Consider the following 16,863-nt stretch of genomic DNA (forward strand, 5'->3'; position numbering starts at 1 on the left):
CTTAAAAATAGTTTGTAAAAAACACATTTAATTAATTGAACAATCCAAAACGAAATACGATCTTATTCTCATTGCTTTTTTTAGGGCTCATTTTTCTGTTTTTTGTCAACATCAGTTTGGGCTCAATTACTATTCCTTTTAAGGAAATTTACACGAGTTTGACCGGCGGTCAATCAAGCAAATCGACTTGGGAATACATCATTATCAGTTACCGATTGCCCAAAGCGATTACCGCAGTTCTAGTCGGAATGGGATTATCGATAAGCGGATTATTAATGCAAACTTTATTTAGAAATCCGCTTGCTGGACCTTATGTTTTGGGACTTAGCTCTGGGGCTAGTTTGGGCGTTGCTTTTGTAATATTGGGAGCGAGTCTATTGCCTCCTTTTCTGAGTGTTATTTTATTGTCACCCTACGGAATCGTTTTGGCATCTACCCTTGGCAGTACCACGGTTTTGTTATTGGTGTTATTGGTTTCGCAACGACTTCGAGATACTATGGCAATTTTGATTGTTGGGCTGATGTTTGGCAGTTTTACCAGTGCCATTGTGGGCGTTCTTACCTATTTCAGTTCGGCGGAACAATTGCAGAAATTTACTTTTTGGTCCATGGGAAATTTGGGGAATTTGTCTTGGTCATCTATTATTATTTTGTCCGTTTGTGTACTATTGGGATTATTCCTCAGCTTGCTCAGCATCAAACCTTTGAACGCACTACTACTTGGGGAAAATTACGCCAAAAGTATGGGGTTAAATTTCAATAAAGCCCGACTTATCATTATACTGGCAACGAGTATTTTGGCAGGAAGCATAACAGCTTATGCGGGGCCTATCGCTTTTATCGGATTAGCAGTTCCCCATATCGCCAAATTAGTATTTCAAACGAGTAATCATAGTGTTTTATTCTGGAGTACTTTGCTTTTTGGAGCTGCAATTATGTTGGTTTGCGATGTGGTTTCCCAAATGCCGGGAATGGAAGTTACACTACCAATAAATGCAATTACTTCGATATTAGGAGCGCCTGTGGTGATCTGGTTATTGGTTCGAAAGAGGAGTTTTAAGTAATGTCGTAGGATTCAATTATAACCACATAGAAACATAGAATTTATAGTTGTTCGTTAGAGTTAGATAGTCGTTTCACTTTTCACATAGATAGATATTCCAAAAAAAGATTATCCTTTTTATGATTTAGTATTTTATGGTCAAAGAGTTAGAAAAAATAATTTTGAATACAATCAACATATATTAAAAACAGAATCAAATGATTACTCAAAAATATTTAGATGAATTAACGTATGAAATCATTGGTTCAGCAATAGAGGTGCACAAAACAATGGGCAGAGGATTATTAGAGAATATTTATCATCATTGTTTAATTGAAGAATTAACTGTTAGAAAAATAAATTTCTCAACAGAAATGAAAATTCCAGTGTTTTACAAAGACAAAGAGCTAAAAATTGATTTTAAATGTGATTTATTTATCGAAAACTGTCTAGTCGTTGAATTAAAATCTGTGTCCGAGATCAATCCTGTTCACAAAGCGCAGCTTTTAACTTACATGAAACTTTTAAAATCACCTAAAGGTATTTTAATTAATTTTAATTGTTATAATCTTTTTAAGGAAGGTCAGCTAACTATTGTGAATGAATATTTTAATCAGCTACCTAAATTTTAAATAACATAGAAACATAGTTTTTTGATAGAAAGGAATAAATAGATATTTCACTTTTATACATAGTATTTTCTATGTGTAAAAAAGGTCTTTTTCTTAGACCATCTTTTATTAAAAAAATCTATGTTTCTATGTGGTTAAAAAAAATAAAACTATAAATAACATATTATGCCACATTTTGTAATTGATTGTTCACAAAACATACTGAATCTAAAATCGCCCGAAGAAATCATGCAAGCCGTTTATGACACTGCAGAATCTACTGGCCTTTTTGATGTTGGGGATATAAAAGTTCGTATCAATCCTTTTCAATATTATAACATTGGGAATACTACCGATGATTTTATTCATGTTTTTGCCAACATAATGGAAGGCCGAACAACAGATCAAAAAAGTAACCTTTCCCACAAAATTGTTGGTCAGCTAAAAATACTATTTCCTGAGGTTCCAATTTTGTCCATCAACATTCGGGATTTTGAAAAAGCGACTTATTGTAATAAATCAATGGTGTAATTTTTAAAAATTCCATTCTAAAAACAAGAACTTTAGACCCATCAAAATGAGTACTATCCTCACCACATCCAATTTAAGCATTGGGTACATTTCCAAAAAGGAAACGATGACCATTGCCGAAAACCTCAACTTGAACTTGCAGGCAGGAAAACTGATTGCTTTGATTGGGGCAAATGGTATTGGAAAATCTACTTTATTGCGCACCATTACTGGGATACAAAAACCTTTGCAAGGAAGAGTTTTATTAAATGATAAAAAAATATCCAGCTACGAACCTTTGGAACTGGCTCAAAATTTAAGCATGGTTTTGACCGAAAAGTTACCTCCCAGTAATTTAACCGTTTTTGAATTGGTGGCATTGGGACGTCAACCGTACACCAATTGGATTGGCACTTTATCGGATGATGATATTCAAATTGTTCAAGATGCAATAGAACTGACACAAATTGGTCATTTGTCTCAAAAAAAACATTATGAAATAAGTGATGGACAGCTACAAAAAGTTTTGATTGCAAGAGCATTGGCACAAGACACTCCTTTGATTATTTTGGATGAGCCCACTACCCATTTGGATTTATTACATAAAGTTTCCTTACTCAAACTATTAAAAAAATTGACTCACGAAACTGGAAAATGTATTTTATTTTCGACCCATGATATTGATATGGCCATACAATTGAGTGATGAAATGATTATCATGACTCCCGAAACAGTAGTCCAAGATGAACCTTGCAATTTGATTACCAAAGGTAGTTTTAATACTTTATTCAAAGATGAACATATTGTTTTTGACAGTGAAAAAGGGAAGTTTGTGATTACGTAAGAAGTTGCTAGTTATTGATTGTCAGTTCGAGACTGAATACTAAAAAACTGAACCCTGAACACTTCTTTTAAACTCCTTTCAGTAAATTAATACTTACCGTGGCAATTTCTGAATCTGGGAATTTTTTAAAATAGTTAGGGTCAGGAAATAAACTAGCTTCGGCAGCAATTTTATGAAGCACCTCAATTTCAACAATATATTGATCCGAAAAACCATGTGTGGCATCATAAGCTGTGGCGGCAGTTTTACCTAAATTTAAAGCGGTTAATTGTGGCGCAATAGTATGTAATTCGATAATGAGCAATCCAAATTTATGAACATACGGCGACCATTTTTTGAAGTGTTCCAATAAATTATCTTCCACCAAATTATTGTTTATTCGCTCACCTCTATGCGCAAACGATCCTGATGACGTACTTATTCTGTCTTTTGTTATTTGTTTTGGCATTTCCCAAATTCGGTTGTGATCCAGAAAAGTTCTCACGTTTAATAAATCTTTTAAATCGATATTATAGTTTTCCAATAAATCCTCAGCCAGTAAATCGGGACGACCAATATCTCCCCAAATCACTTTGGCCCAAATATCGGCTTTAATCAAATTGGCTCGAGTAACTTTAAGAGCAGCTTGGTTATAATCGACTCCTACAAGAAACAAAGGATGTGTTACAAGCATTTTTCCTCTCAATGTTTGGCGATCAATCACGTTGAAAAGGTGTTCCAGGAAAGCGCCGTTTCCGCAACCCATATCAAGGATTCCTTTGGGTTGCTCTTCTATTGGTAAATTAAATAATTTGATGATAATTTCGTCTATTACTTTAAAATAAGTGTCGTGCGCTCCCCCGCTTCCCCAAACATTCATTTCGCGATCCACGTGAATTTCATCTTCTCCATCACCTACAATTCTCAATACAGAAGGGTTTCCAAAAACTAATTCGTCTATTTTACTAAAAGTAGGCAAATACGAAACTGTAACGCCATAAGCCGAAGCTCTTTTCGCAAAAAACAACCCCATTTCAGTAAACTGATAATTGCCTTTCTTTTGGGTAAACCAACCTAAATGGACCAAAAAATCGAGTATCAATTTGAAATTTTCGGGCGATTTATGAAACTCTTCCGGCCGAAAAGATATTTCCATAAAATATTTATGAAACATACCGCTCATGCCGAGTTTTACAACCGTTGGACCAACCAAAAAGCCTTCAATATGCTTTAAAATTTGAAGTTGAATAGTATTGGTTAAAAAATCAGAAGAGAACGAAATTCCATAATTGTTTTTGTATTTTTCGAAAATTACATTTAAGCGTTCAAAAGGAGCTTCTTCAAACAATCTGGGATGAAAATCCATAGAAAACTGCAATAAATCCACCACATCTTTATATAATGGGAACAAGGAAAAAGCAATTTCACTTGTCTCATTTGTACTAATTGTTATTTCGTCAGTAGATGTATCAACTTTATACTCGAGAAAACCTTGCGAAGCCAAAACCCGCAAACCAACATTAAGGTAGCCTTCGTTGGCTTTGAATTTATCTGTAAGTTCAGAAAGACTGACTTGTTTTTTATTTAATATAAAACCGGTCACTCCTTTTTTATGCAGCGAAAAAGCAACTGGGGCAGTTACTAAACCGTCGAGATGTCTAAAAATAGTACTTCGTAAGGAAACGTGATCTATCATAAAAAGTAATTTAAGACAGGAATACAATGTCTATCTCAAATATATGAAATTTCCTTTAAAAAAATGGAGTAATTTAAAAACAAACAGACTTCAATAGTCTCATTCTAAACCCCTAACCCTATCTGTCTCTTTGCTTCTCCAACCACAAAAGCAACTGAATTGGCGATATTAAAACTTCGAATAAGTGGTGACATTGGGATCTTTAATTGATTCTCTTTTGAAAACAAATCTAAAACATCTGAGCTCAAACCTTTGCTTTCTTTACCGAAAACCAGCCAATCTCCATCTTGAAATTCAATTTCCAAATACGATTTTTCGGCATGGGAACTCATGAGGAAAACTCTCGATTGATCTGGAATTTGTGCCATCCATTCGGCTACATTTTGATATTCGGTTACGTCAAGGTGTACCCAATAATCCAATCCAGAACGCTTGAGATTTTTATCATTGATAACAAACCCAAAAGGGTGAATTAAGTGCAAACGGCTTTCGGTGCCTACACACAAACGGCCAATATTTCCGGTATTATTTGGTATTTCGGGTTCTACGAGAACAATGTTTAACATGAAAAAAAGTTAGAAGTTAGAAGTTAGAAATTAGAAATTAGAGTTCAGGTAAAATACTACACCCATTCATCTCTCATCTCTTTTTGAATGATAAATGAATCTTTATTTAATTTTATAAAACCACAATGCTTTGAAGCATTCACTTCTTTGGAGTTTTTATTTTCCTTGAAAGCTGTTAGAATTTTTTCAAACTCTTTCTTATCAATGTTTTTCTCTATAATGACTGTCATAGCAAATGATTTTACTCAAAATTATAGCATTTTTCAATAGCTAATCGGTTATTTATTTATTTATTTATTTATTTTAAAATCGTCCACTTCTAAGACTTCTCCAGCCTGTAAATCGTTCAAATATACGTTTCCTATTCGGACTCTTACTAATCTTAACGTAGGAAAACCAACAGCCGCAGTCATTTTCCGAACTTGTCGAAACTTTCCTTCATTGACCGTAATAGAAGCCCATGAAGTAGGACCATGACGTTCGTCCCGAATCTTTTTGCCTCTTGCTCCAAAATTAGGAATTTCATTTACAATAAAAGCCTCGCAACGTTTAGTGATGTATTTTGTGCCGTTAAAACCAATCTCAACTCCGTATTTCAATTGTTCGATCGCTTCTGTAGTGATAATGCCATCGACTTGCACGTAGTATTCTTTATCGACTTTTTTACTCCTGATGATTTCACTCATTTTACCATCGGTTGTCAACAAAAGTAAGCCTTCAGAATCTTCATCAAGACGACCAATGGCCATTGTACCAACAGGGAAATTGTGTAGTTCCCCCAAGAGTTTTTTCTTGCGTTTCAATTCGTATATAAATTGACTTAAATAACCGTAAGGCTTATGAAGAATGAAATGAAGATGGGACATTATAACTATATTTAAAAAAAGCAAAGATAGTTTTGTTTTTGCAGTATTAAAAAGAGGACTGCAGATTTCATTTTTTAAACCAAACGCTATGTTAAATGATTGAATTGCTGCAGATAAAAAGCGTATCATTATAGAAATTATAATAGTAACACTAAAGTTCAACAATATGGAAAGTACTAATTTAGGTTCTAAAAAAACCAATAATAAGCAAAATTCTGAAGCCGAATCCATTGGCGGAAACTTGAATACAGAATCTTCAAAACTTAAAGAAGAAATTGAAATAGACGCTCATGGAAATGAAAAAGTAGTTCAAAGAGTTCAGGATATAGACAAAACTACTCCATTAGCAGTATTAGATGAAAACGAAAAAAAATGGCTAGAAAATGAAAGTTTAACTCGCGGAGTTGCTACAGAAGCAGATGTAAATAAAACAGTAGAAAACAGAGATCGAAATTCGGATGTAACACCCAATCGGTATCCAAACTCAAATCCAGACAATCATGTAGATCGCGGGAATCAGAAATTGGATGAGTAAGAATCGAACTTCTTTTAAAATCAACAATTCAGTTTCAATTGTTACACTCTTCCATTATAAATAAACCAGACTTCTTTTAAAATCAACAATTCAGTTTCAATTGTTACACTCTTCCATTATAAATAAACCAGACTTCTTTTAATTCAAAAAAAAAGAGGCTGGCTAAAAATTATTATATCGTATATTTCTTTCTTAACGTTATGGTAATTTAGAAAATAGCTACAAAAAAATAAATTTTTCTTAGCATACACCCAACTAACACTCTCAATGCTAATACATTATTTATCATTTAAACCTAAGTATTGATGATAAATACATAAAAATACAACAAATAAAACAAATATATTGCCATATTCGCAATAAAAACAAACCGCAAACTTGTAAATTTCATAATATATCGTTAATATAAAAGCCTGTAGATTTGATTTCTAAAAACTCAATTTTTTTACAAATGAAACACGTCTACCCCAATCGTTATTTAACGGTTTTTTTAATGCTATTTTGTTGCTTTTCTGTTCCACTTTTGGCACAAACGCAACCTGTACCGCAAGCTTTACCTTATACACAAAACTTTAGTACACTAGCAGCCAATGCCATTACTTACCCCTCAGGTATTCAGGGATGGACAGCAAGTACCGCTCCAGGTTCTTCCTATAATACCAATGCAACTCTAGTAGCAGATAAAAGCCTAACTGCTAGTAGTACAGCATTTACAAATAGTGGTAATGTCCATAATTATGATGGAAAAATTGGTTTTTTAAATACAGGTTCGTTTGATTTAACTATAGGTCTTGCTATAGAAACAACCGGAAAAACAGGAATAGTAGTTCAGTACGATGCTATGGTAATCCGTAATATGTATGATGGCACATCTAATACCCGCATATCCGAAATGGCTTTGCAATATAGAGTAGGTACAACTGCCGCTTTTACAACCCTAGCGTCAACAGCTTATTTAAGCAATACTACTAAACAAATCACGGCAATAACTACTCCAGTGAATCCTCAAACGATAAAAGTTACTTTACCAGTTGAATGTGAAAATCAAAGTATTGTTCAAATCAGGTGGATTTCTAAGCAAAATTCAGGATCAGGTGGTCGTCCTTCTTTTGCCATTGATAATATTAGTGTCTTAAATGATATTATTGCTCCTATAAATATAACGGGTTTTCCAAAAATAGATAATGTACTTTCTAATGGTTTTGATTTTTCGACTCAAATAAATGAAATAGGAAAAACGTATTATGTTCTTTTGGCAGGAGGAAGTGTCAAACCAAGTGTTGCGCAAATTAAAGCTGGTTTGGATGCTAACGGAAACTCCGCACTCCTAGCTGATGTTATTACTATTTCAGATGCTTCTTTGGTATATTTAAAAAGCATTATTGGTCTTACTATAAATACAAGTTATACCCTTTACTCCATTGCGGAAGACACTTATGGTAATAGTCAAGCAGATAGTAATCAAATTAATGTTACGACTGCAAATGTTCTTGTTCCATCAATAAACACAACAATCAGTTCGCTAGATTTAGGGTTTTCGGAACAAAATTTTGATTCAAATACACTAAGTTATCAAATTCAAGCATCCAATCTTTCTGCAGGTGTAACGATAACTACAACAGGAAATTTTACCATTTCGAAAGAAGCAAATGCTAATTTTCAAACTTCATTAACCTTTGACAAAACCGTTTTTGATGCTAATAATACTCCAACTGTTTATGTACGATTTACACCTAATACAATTGGTGCTTTTTCAGGTCAAATAACACATCAATCTTCGGGAGCTTTAGACAAAACGGTTACAGTTACGGGCATTGGGATTAATCCTTACATTCAAAATTTTAACGATACAAATGTGCTATCCAACAGTGGCTGGACATCATATAGCGTTGCAGGAAGCAATATAAAATGGACTAGTACTACAAGCCGTTTTAACAGTTCACCAGCCGCTATTCAAATAAATGGATATACAGAAGCAGGTGCTAGTAATGACTGGTTAATTTCTCCTAAATTACGTTTGGACAATTTTACCAATTTTCCTATTGTATCTTTTTATTCCCGTAAATTTTATGCAGGTTCTACTTTAAAACTAATGGTTTCTGTAGATTATGATGGTGTAAGTAGCCCCGAAACCGCAACTTGGACAGCAATCGAAGGCGATTTTCCAACTACAACGGGTGTTTTTAAACAATCCAATTACATTAATCTGCAAGGGTATAAAACAAACCATACCTATTTGGCTTGGGTGTATCAAACGACTACAAATACTGGTAACAATGCAGCAGAATGGACCATTGATGACATAAGTGTTGCCAATGAAACGACTTTTCTAGCTTCAAACCCAAATATAATTTTTGATGACACTGCTCCTAACACAACCTCTGTTAGTCAATCTTTTATATTTAAAGCTGGAGGATATGGCGATGTTACAATTACAGCTCCAGCCAATTTTGAACTATCTGCAGACAATCTTACTTTTCAATCTAATGTAATAGTTTCTGGAGCAGAAGCATTACTTGGCAAAACCATATATGCTCGATTTGCACCTTTAAGTAAATCTTTAAGTCTATCGGGCACTTTGACAGTTGCTGCTACAGGGTTAAACCAACAAATAGGATCTTTTTCAGGTTCTTCTTGGCCAAAATCAGAAACATTTGATATCGTTAGTTATAATTTAGAATTTTTTGGAAGTGATGTAAAAAACACTAGCAATGTTGAATTTGGTCCAACAGACGATGCTTTACAAATTGACAATGTTGCCAAAGTAATGAACAAATTAAATGCAGATGTTTACGTTGTTCAAGAAGTTTCCGACGACCCTTCGCTAGATATTTTAATTCAAAAATTGAATATCAATGGTAAGACTTTTGACAAAACCATTTCGCCTTCTTGGTCGTATTCATTCAATACACCAGATCCAAATTTCCCTCCACAAAAACTAGTGGTTTTATATAATACCCAAACAACTACGGTAAAAAAATCAAGAGTGATGTTTAAAGACTTATACGACAACATTCGTGCTGGGAATACTACTTTGGCTAATTATCCGGGCGGTGTCAGCAGTAGTTTTTTTGCATCAGGACGTTTGCCTTTTATGGTAGAAATTGAAACTAACATTGCGGGAGTTAAGAAAAAAATTAACATTATAGACATCCACGCACGTGCCAACAGCGGAACTGACATTTCCAAATACAATATGAGAAAATATGATGTAGAATTTTTAAAAGACAGTTTGGATGCCAATTATCCTAATACAGATTTTATGATTTTGGGGGATTATAATGATGATGTTGATACCTCTGTTATTACTGGAAACCCGTCATCTTATCAAAAATTGGTAGAAGATACCGCTCGCTACAACGCATTAACATTGGATATTAGCAAAGCGGGAGCCGCTAGTTTCTTAAGTTCTGGAGGTTTTCTGGATCACATTATTACTTCAAATGAATTAACAGATGAATATGTTCCAAATTCAACAGCCGTTTACGACCCACGAACTGATATTTCAAACTATGTAAACACTACTTCGGATCACGCTCCAGTAATTGCTCGTTTTGAGTTAAAAAAATTAGAACAAACTATTGCATTTAATACTTTAGCACCAAAAACGTACGGTGACCTTCCGATTGAATTAACGTCAAATTCAACTTCCAACTTAGCCCTTTCTTTTAGTAGCTCAGATGAAACTGTAGTAAAAATAATTGATGGAAAGTTAAAAATTATAGGAGCTGGAACGGCTTCAATAACAGCTTCACAAACTGGTGATGACTTTTATTTAGCAGCACAAAATGTTTCGCAAAACATTACAATTAATAAAGCGCAACTGACAATAAATGCTGATAATAAAACAAAAAAACAAAATGATGCAAATCCTGTATTTACAGCTACCTATACTGGTTTTGTTTATGAAGACACCGCACTGTCATTGACTACTTTGCCAACAATAAACACTTTGGCTGATGTAAATTCTATTGCTGGTGAATATGCAATAACTGCAACCAATGCTGTTTCACCAAACTACAACTTCAACTATGTAAATGGGAAATTGACTGTAGAAAAGCTGAATACTCTTCCAATAGTGAAACAAGCAATTGAAGCTCAAGCCATAACCATTCCAAATCAAAAAGACATCAATCTATTGGATGTGTTTTCGGATGCAGATCTCAATGTGTTAACTTATACTTTTGAAATTACAGATGCAACTCTTGCTGACGTTTCGCTTTCGGGATCAACATTGTCTATTTTGTCCAAAAAAGTGGGACAAACAACTGTTACCGTTACTGCAAATGATGGTTTAGGAGGAACGGTTAGCACACCATTTACTTTAACAGTAAATTCAAATTTGGCTACAACTGACTTCAATTTAAATTCAGGTATTATTGTAAGAGCTTTTCCAAATCCTGCAACCGAATTTTTAAACATTGCAGTACAATCAAACTATGAAAAAAATAGTGTTCTGAAACTTTATGACAGCAATGGTAGACTAGTGGGTTCACCTATAACTATTGATAATAATCTAAACGACAATATCACTAAAATACCAGTTAACAATTTACCTACTGGGTTCTATTTTTATACGCTAAGTATTGATAATAAAGTAGTTTTCAGAGACAAACTAATCATTCAATAAAACTAAAAATATTTTTAATCAAAAAACGCTGGGAATTTCCTAGCGTTTTTTGATTAAAAATATTTACTTTTTCAGCATATCTTTCACTTCTCCAGCTTGTAAATCGTTCAAGTGTACATATCCTGTTCGAACACGGACCAATCGTAAGGTGGGAAATCCAACGGCTGCGGTCATTTTTCGCTCTTGACGAAATTTTCCTTCATTGACCGTAATCGAAGCCCATGAAGTGGTACCGTGTCGTTCATCTCTGATTTTCTTGCCGCGTGGGCCAAAATTAGGAATTTCATTCACAATAAAGGCATCGCAAGGCTTGGTTGTATATTTGGTTCCATTAAATCCAATTTTAACTCCCTTTTTTAGTTGATCAATGGCTTCGGGAGTGATTACACCATCCACTTGAACATAATATTCTTTATCCACTTTCTTACTTCTAATTTGCTCACTTACTTTCCCATCCGTAGTCAAGAGTAATAGTCCCTCAGAATCTTCGTCTAATCGCCCGATAGCCATGGTACCTTCTGGGAAATCATAGAGTTCCCCCAACAAACGTTTTTTCCGTTTCAGTTCATAGATAAACTGACTTAAATAGCCATAAGGTTTATGAAGAATGAAATGGTAGTTCATGAATTTTAAGTCTAAAGGCACAAATATAGGGGGTTATTTGATTTTAAAAAAAACAAAATCCCCTGCCACTAAAAACTGCACCTAATTATCCTTCTTTTATAACATAAAAAAGACAAATCATAACATTTGTACTTGTAAAAGTGATACAATTGTTATAAATTAGTAGCTTTTTATCATTTCCTAAATCTATTTACTAAATATGAAAAAACTCTACCTTTTTCTAGTCGTTTTATTGTCCTTTACTACGACTACCATAGTGGCTCACGCGTACACCCTCAACTATTACGCACCAAAAAACATCAAACCAGGCAATGTTGCAGCCTTAAAAGGCCCCAATTGTAACACCACAACCGCAAAAAACATAGTGTTTTTTGGAGCCAGACCAGCAACGGTAGCTGCACCACCTGATGCCCCAACAGCCATATCACCACAAGTGTATGCCGGTACGGCCACTATTGCCAATTTAACCGCAACAGGAACGAATTTAAAATGGTATACAGCCTCGACGGGTGAAACGCCTTTGGCAACTACTACTTCATTAATAGATGGCAACACCTATTATGTAAGCCAAACGGCAAGTGGTTTGGAAAGTACCAGAACCGCGGTTGTAGTTCGAAAAATTAGTGAAGCAAGTCAAATATTCTGTTCAAGTACTACCGTTGCTGGTTTAACAAGCACACCAAGCGCCGGCCACACCACTAAATGGTTCACAACGGCAACTGATGGCATGGCATTATCTAGTACCGATGTTCCTACAACTGGCACCTATTATGTGGAGCAAAGTAAAGATGTACCTACCACGAGTTCAAAGCTGACAGAAGGTTCAGGCTCTTTGTCGTCGATAGCCATAGAAGCTGATGGTAAAATTTTAATTGCTGAAGGAATACTAAGCGGTACTGTGCAACGTATGGATGCCGATGGAGCAAATGTTACCACAGTAGCTACAATTGCTAATGCGAGTTCAGTCGCAGTGCAAGCCGATGGGAAAATCTTGGTGGCTGATGCTACTACGAGTCTTAAACGAATGGATGCAGATGGAACAGGTCTTGTTTCATTTGGAACTGGACTATCGTTTACCACTAATGTACTAGTTCAACCCAATGGAAAAATTCTGGTTATTGATGATTACAAGGTAAAACGAATGGACGCCGACGGAACGAATCTTGTTACTATAGCTGATAGCTTTAATCTACCGTATGATTTAGCATTACAAGCCGATGGCAAAATTGTGGTAGCAGATACTTTCAATGGATTGGTCAAGCGCATGAATGCTGATGGATCGAACATTGTTACACTTGGCACCGGAATGATCTATCCAACTGCAGTTGAAGTGATGACTGATGGTAAGATTATTGTAACAGATGATGACAAAGTGAAACTAATAGATATTGATGGCACAACCACCGAAATTTTTTATACAGATGCAGATGGCGGATTAATAAGTATTGCTGTAACAGCCACTGGTAAAATTTTTGTAGCCAATAATAATAATGATAATAAATTCGAGATCAACGAGCTCGTTGTGGGCGGTACTGCAACTTCTAATAGAGTAGCTGTAAGTGTAAACATAAACGCAAGTCCAACAGCGCCAACAGCTTCAGCGCAAACATTCTGCAATTCTGGAACTGTAGCAGATTTAGTAGCTACGGGTACAGGAACTATCAATTGGTATACGGCTGCAACGGGTGGTACAGCTTTAACTGCATCAACTACTTTAGTTGCTGGAAATTATTTTGCGTCGCAAACTGTGGGTACTTGTGAAAGTGCTATAAGAACATCAGTAGCAGTAACCATTGCAGCAGCTATCAGTACAGCAACTGGTTCACAAACCAATGTGTCGTGCAATGGTGGAACTAATGGTTCAGCTTCCGTTACTCCTTCAGGAGGTGCAGGTGGATATACCTACTCATGGTCGCCATCTGGTGGAACAGCTGCTACAGCTACTGGACTTGCAGCTGGAACATATACCGTAACTGTTACCGATGCAAATTCTTGTACCGCTATTCGAAACTTTACCATCACAGAACCAGCGGCAATTAATTTCACAACAACAGTTTTGTCTGATTATGATTATAATACTGGATATAATCAAACTATAGTAGCATCAGGAGGAACAGAATTAAAAACGTATGCAGTTACAGCGGGAAGTTTGCCTTCTGGTTTTTCGCTATCATCAGCTGGGCAGATAACGGGTATTTCAACTCAAATTGCTGATAGTAATTTTACGGTTACTGCTACTGATGCTAATAGTTGTACTGCTACCTATGATTATGTGCTGAAATTAAATCAAATCCCAATTACCGTAACTGCAACACCTTCTCAAACTAAAGTATATGGGGAGAGTGATCCTGTTTTAACTTATACAGTGTCACCAAGTTTGCTTCCTGGAGATTCATTTACAGGATTTTTAACAAGAGTTAGTGGTGAAAATATTGGTAATTATGCAATTAATCAAGGTTCGCTTTCAGCTGGGTCTAAATATTTAATTACTTATGTTGGTGCTAACTTTACCATTACCGCAAAACCAATTACAGTAACGGCAACTCCAATACAAACCAAAGTTTATGGAACAACAGATCCTGCTTTTGCTTATACCGTTTCACCAAGTTTAATAGGTGGTGATTCCTTTACTGGAGCTTTAACTAGAGTTGCGGGGGAAAATATAGGAACTTATGCTATTAACCAAGCAAGTTTGAGTGCCGGATCTAATTATACCATTAGTTATGCAGGCGCTAACTTTACTGTTACCGCAAAACCAATTACAGTAACGGCAACTCCAACACAAACCAAAGTTTATGGAACAACAGATCCTGTTTTTGCTTATACCGTTTCTCCGAGTTTAGTAAGTGGTGATTCTTTCACTGGAGCATTAACCAGAGCTGCTGGAGAGAACGCGGACGTTTATGCTATAACACGAGGCACCCTAAGTGCTGGTGGAAATTATTCCATTACTTACATCAGCTCTAATTTCACGATTAATAAGGCAGATCAGGTTATAACTTGGAATCAAACTTTGGCATTTGGTTGTAATGGAGAAACTAATATTGTTTTGACTGCCGTTTCAAATAGTGGTTTAGTAGTAAATTATGCTTCTTCTAACGCGAACATTGCTTCTGTTTCTAATAATTCATTATTTTTCCAAAATTATGGGTCTACAACTATAACAGCTTCGCAACCAGGAAACATGAATTACAATGCAGCTCCAACTGTAGTATTACCAGTAGTAACTAGTCAGCCTCAGCTGATTAGAAAACAATTTGAAAATATTATATTCTTTGACAATAGTTCTAAGAGTTTTAAATCGTACAGCTGGTATAAAAATGGGGTTTTAGTTCCGAGCCAAACGTCACAATATTTCAAAGAAAATGGTGCCTTGAATGGAACTTATTATGCAGTAGCAACAAAATTAGACGGAACATTAATCACAACTTGTACGTTGACTTTATCTCCAACAATAGAAGAAGAGTACATAAGAATTGTTCCAAATCCTGTTAGAAGCAATGCAAGTTTCCAATTGATGACGAATGTTAGTACAAGCAGATTACAAAATGCACGTGTTGAACTTTATAATTTACAAGGTAACTTACTGACTACTATTACAAACCCAAGTCAAAATACTATTGACATGAGTGCTCCGAGAGTTGAGGGAATTTATATTGTAAAAATGACCTTAGCAAATGGTAAATATTTCACTAAAAACCTTTTAGTAAAAAATTAAAATAATTTACAGAATATGACAACCTCCTTTTTAATGAATGGGGATGGATGATTCTAAAAAAAAATATGAAATTGCCATTAACAACAAGTTTGCGCGAGCAAAAACCAATAAATAAAAGGTGACCCTAACGGAGCGAATTGGCGAAGCGTAACATACAGGAACGCAAAAAAATAAATTTTACATCTATGAAATCGCCATTAAAATCAAGTTTGTTGCAAACAAAAAACCGATAAGAAAAAGGCGACACCATATATGACCACTAAAAAATAACTTTCACATCTATGAAATTCAATATTAAAAACATAATTGGAACTATAGCTTTATTAATTTCCCAAGGAATAGCAGCACAGTTTTATGTAGGTATACAGTCGGGAATAGGGATTATTCAGAGTGATATTGCTGGTTTAGAAAAAGGCAATCGCCTAGGCGGAGCTGTAAAAGCAGGTTATATCTACTCTTTAAATAGTCATTTTGGTATTGGTTCAGGGCTAGAGTTCTCACAATACAAACAAGACGTTTCTTTGTCTCAGCCTTCTGCAACACTTACTAGTTTTGAAGTTGATGCTTCAACTTCAGCATTTGTTTATAACGTTACCACGAAGAATTATAGAGAAAGGCAAACTATACATGCTGTGCAAGTCCCTCTTTTTGTGCAGTATAAAACAAATATTACGAAGGGGATTGATTTTAATTTTAGAGCTGGAGCTAAATATTTTATACCTGTAAACTATAAAATTAAAGCAACTGCGGATTACGCAAATGGTAGCGCTTATTATCCAGATTTAGACCTGACTATTGAAGATTTACCCGAATATGGTTTTGGTGGTCAGGATAATTATTCCTCATCAGGAGAGTACAAAACTAAAGGAATTATAATGAGTTCTTTTGAGTTAGGATTTACATTTGATATGGGAAGTAAGAATTCGTTATATGCTGCCATGTTTCTGGAAAATGGATATGGTACAATTTTAGACCAAAACAAGAATGAATCCTATATTGGTTATAACCCAACATCTGTATCTGATAGGAAAACTAATGGCTTGTACAGTACTGATAAAGATGCTGAAATTAAACCAGTAGCTTTTGGTGTAACACTAGGATGGAATTTTAAATAAGTTCATTTTTTAAAATAATACGAAAGGTCTTGACTCAAAATCAAGGCCTTTTTTTTTGCAAAACATTCTCTTTTCAAAGTATTCTTTTGATCTGTATTTGCAACTTACAGAAGGTGTTTATTTTGTT

13 protein-coding genes are annotated in these 16,863 nt (G+C 35.0%); 8 read left to right on the forward strand and 5 right to left on the reverse strand.

Features of this window, described 5'->3' with window-relative positions:
* The first annotated feature begins 35 nt into the window (after window positions 1-35).
* The 4 genes from AC8GF4_RS04615 (at window position 36) to AC8GF4_RS04630 (ending at window position 3,007) form a co-directional block, all read left to right on the forward strand.
* Window positions 36-1,064, forward strand: coding sequence for an iron chelate uptake ABC transporter family permease subunit (locus tag AC8GF4_RS04615; RefSeq protein ID WP_506593033.1), 1,029 nt, complete (start codon window positions 36-38; stop codon window positions 1,062-1,064).
* A gap of 196 nt (window positions 1,065-1,260) precedes the next feature.
* Window positions 1,261-1,674 carry a GxxExxY protein gene (locus AC8GF4_RS04620; RefSeq protein WP_506593034.1) on the forward strand — a complete coding sequence of 138 codons (414 nt, stop codon included), beginning with the start codon at window positions 1,261-1,263 and terminating at the stop codon, window positions 1,672-1,674.
* A gap of 165 nt (window positions 1,675-1,839) precedes the next feature.
* Window positions 1,840-2,184 (forward strand): 5-carboxymethyl-2-hydroxymuconate Delta-isomerase, encoded by a 345-nt coding sequence (locus AC8GF4_RS04625; RefSeq protein WP_506593035.1) that lies wholly within the window; start codon window positions 1,840-1,842, stop codon window positions 2,182-2,184.
* 46 nt (window positions 2,185-2,230) lie between these two features.
* The gene (locus AC8GF4_RS04630; protein ID WP_506593036.1) at window positions 2,231-3,007 is read left to right on the forward strand and encodes an ABC transporter ATP-binding protein; all 777 of its coding nucleotides are present in this window, start codon (window positions 2,231-2,233) and stop codon (window positions 3,005-3,007) included.
* A 67-nt stretch (window positions 3,008-3,074) separates the two neighbouring features.
* Here AC8GF4_RS04630 and AC8GF4_RS04635 read toward each other — a convergent pair whose 3' ends face one another.
* The 4 genes from AC8GF4_RS04635 to AC8GF4_RS04650 all read right to left on the reverse strand — a co-directional run bounded on the left by AC8GF4_RS04635 (window position 3,075) and on the right by AC8GF4_RS04650 (window position 6,114).
* Window positions 3,075-4,682, reverse strand: coding sequence for a class I SAM-dependent methyltransferase (locus tag AC8GF4_RS04635; protein ID WP_506593037.1), 1,608 nt, complete (start codon window positions 4,680-4,682; stop codon window positions 3,075-3,077).
* Window positions 4,683-4,786: 104 nt separating this feature from the next.
* Window positions 4,787-5,248, reverse strand: coding sequence for a tRNA (cytidine(34)-2'-O)-methyltransferase (locus AC8GF4_RS04640; RefSeq protein ID WP_506593038.1), 462 nt, complete (start codon window positions 5,246-5,248; stop codon window positions 4,787-4,789).
* A 56-nt stretch (window positions 5,249-5,304) separates the two neighbouring features.
* A complete protein-coding gene (locus AC8GF4_RS04645) occupies window positions 5,305-5,478 on the reverse strand; it encodes a hypothetical protein (protein ID WP_506593039.1) in 174 nt (57 codons plus the stop codon).
* A 60-nt stretch (window positions 5,479-5,538) separates the two neighbouring features.
* Window positions 5,539-6,114 (reverse strand): pseudouridine synthase, encoded by a 576-nt coding sequence (locus AC8GF4_RS04650; protein WP_506593040.1) that lies wholly within the window; start codon window positions 6,112-6,114, stop codon window positions 5,539-5,541.
* A gap of 166 nt (window positions 6,115-6,280) precedes the next feature.
* On the opposite strand from AC8GF4_RS04650, the gene AC8GF4_RS04655 reads away from it, so the two are divergent.
* Together AC8GF4_RS04655 and AC8GF4_RS04660 are read left to right on the forward strand one after the other, a co-directional pair.
* A complete protein-coding gene (locus AC8GF4_RS04655; RefSeq protein ID WP_506593041.1) occupies window positions 6,281-6,649 on the forward strand; it encodes a hypothetical protein in 369 nt (122 codons plus the stop codon).
* Between the two features lie 451 nt (window positions 6,650-7,100).
* Window positions 7,101-11,279, forward strand: coding sequence for an MBG domain-containing protein (locus AC8GF4_RS04660; protein ID WP_506593042.1), 4,179 nt, complete (start codon window positions 7,101-7,103; stop codon window positions 11,277-11,279).
* Window positions 11,280-11,342: 63 nt separating this feature from the next.
* On the opposite strand, the gene AC8GF4_RS04665 is transcribed toward AC8GF4_RS04660, so the two are convergent.
* A complete protein-coding gene (locus AC8GF4_RS04665; protein ID WP_506593043.1) occupies window positions 11,343-11,903 on the reverse strand; it encodes a pseudouridine synthase in 561 nt (186 codons plus the stop codon).
* A gap of 199 nt (window positions 11,904-12,102) precedes the next feature.
* Between AC8GF4_RS04665 and AC8GF4_RS04670 the strand changes: the two genes are divergently transcribed.
* Window positions 12,103-15,621 carry an MBG domain-containing protein gene (locus AC8GF4_RS04670; RefSeq protein WP_506593044.1) on the forward strand — a complete coding sequence of 1,173 codons (3,519 nt, stop codon included), beginning with the start codon at window positions 12,103-12,105 and terminating at the stop codon, window positions 15,619-15,621.
* Between the two features lie 281 nt (window positions 15,622-15,902).
* Window positions 15,903-16,736: a porin family protein gene (locus AC8GF4_RS04675; protein WP_506593045.1), complete on the forward strand. Its 834-nt coding sequence runs from the start codon at window positions 15,903-15,905 to the stop codon at window positions 16,734-16,736.
* Window positions 16,737-16,863 lie beyond the last annotated feature (127 nt).

The organism is Flavobacterium rarum (SeqCode), assembly GCF_965234445.1.
Taxonomy (GTDB): domain Bacteria; phylum Bacteroidota; class Bacteroidia; order Flavobacteriales; family Flavobacteriaceae; genus Flavobacterium; species Flavobacterium rarum.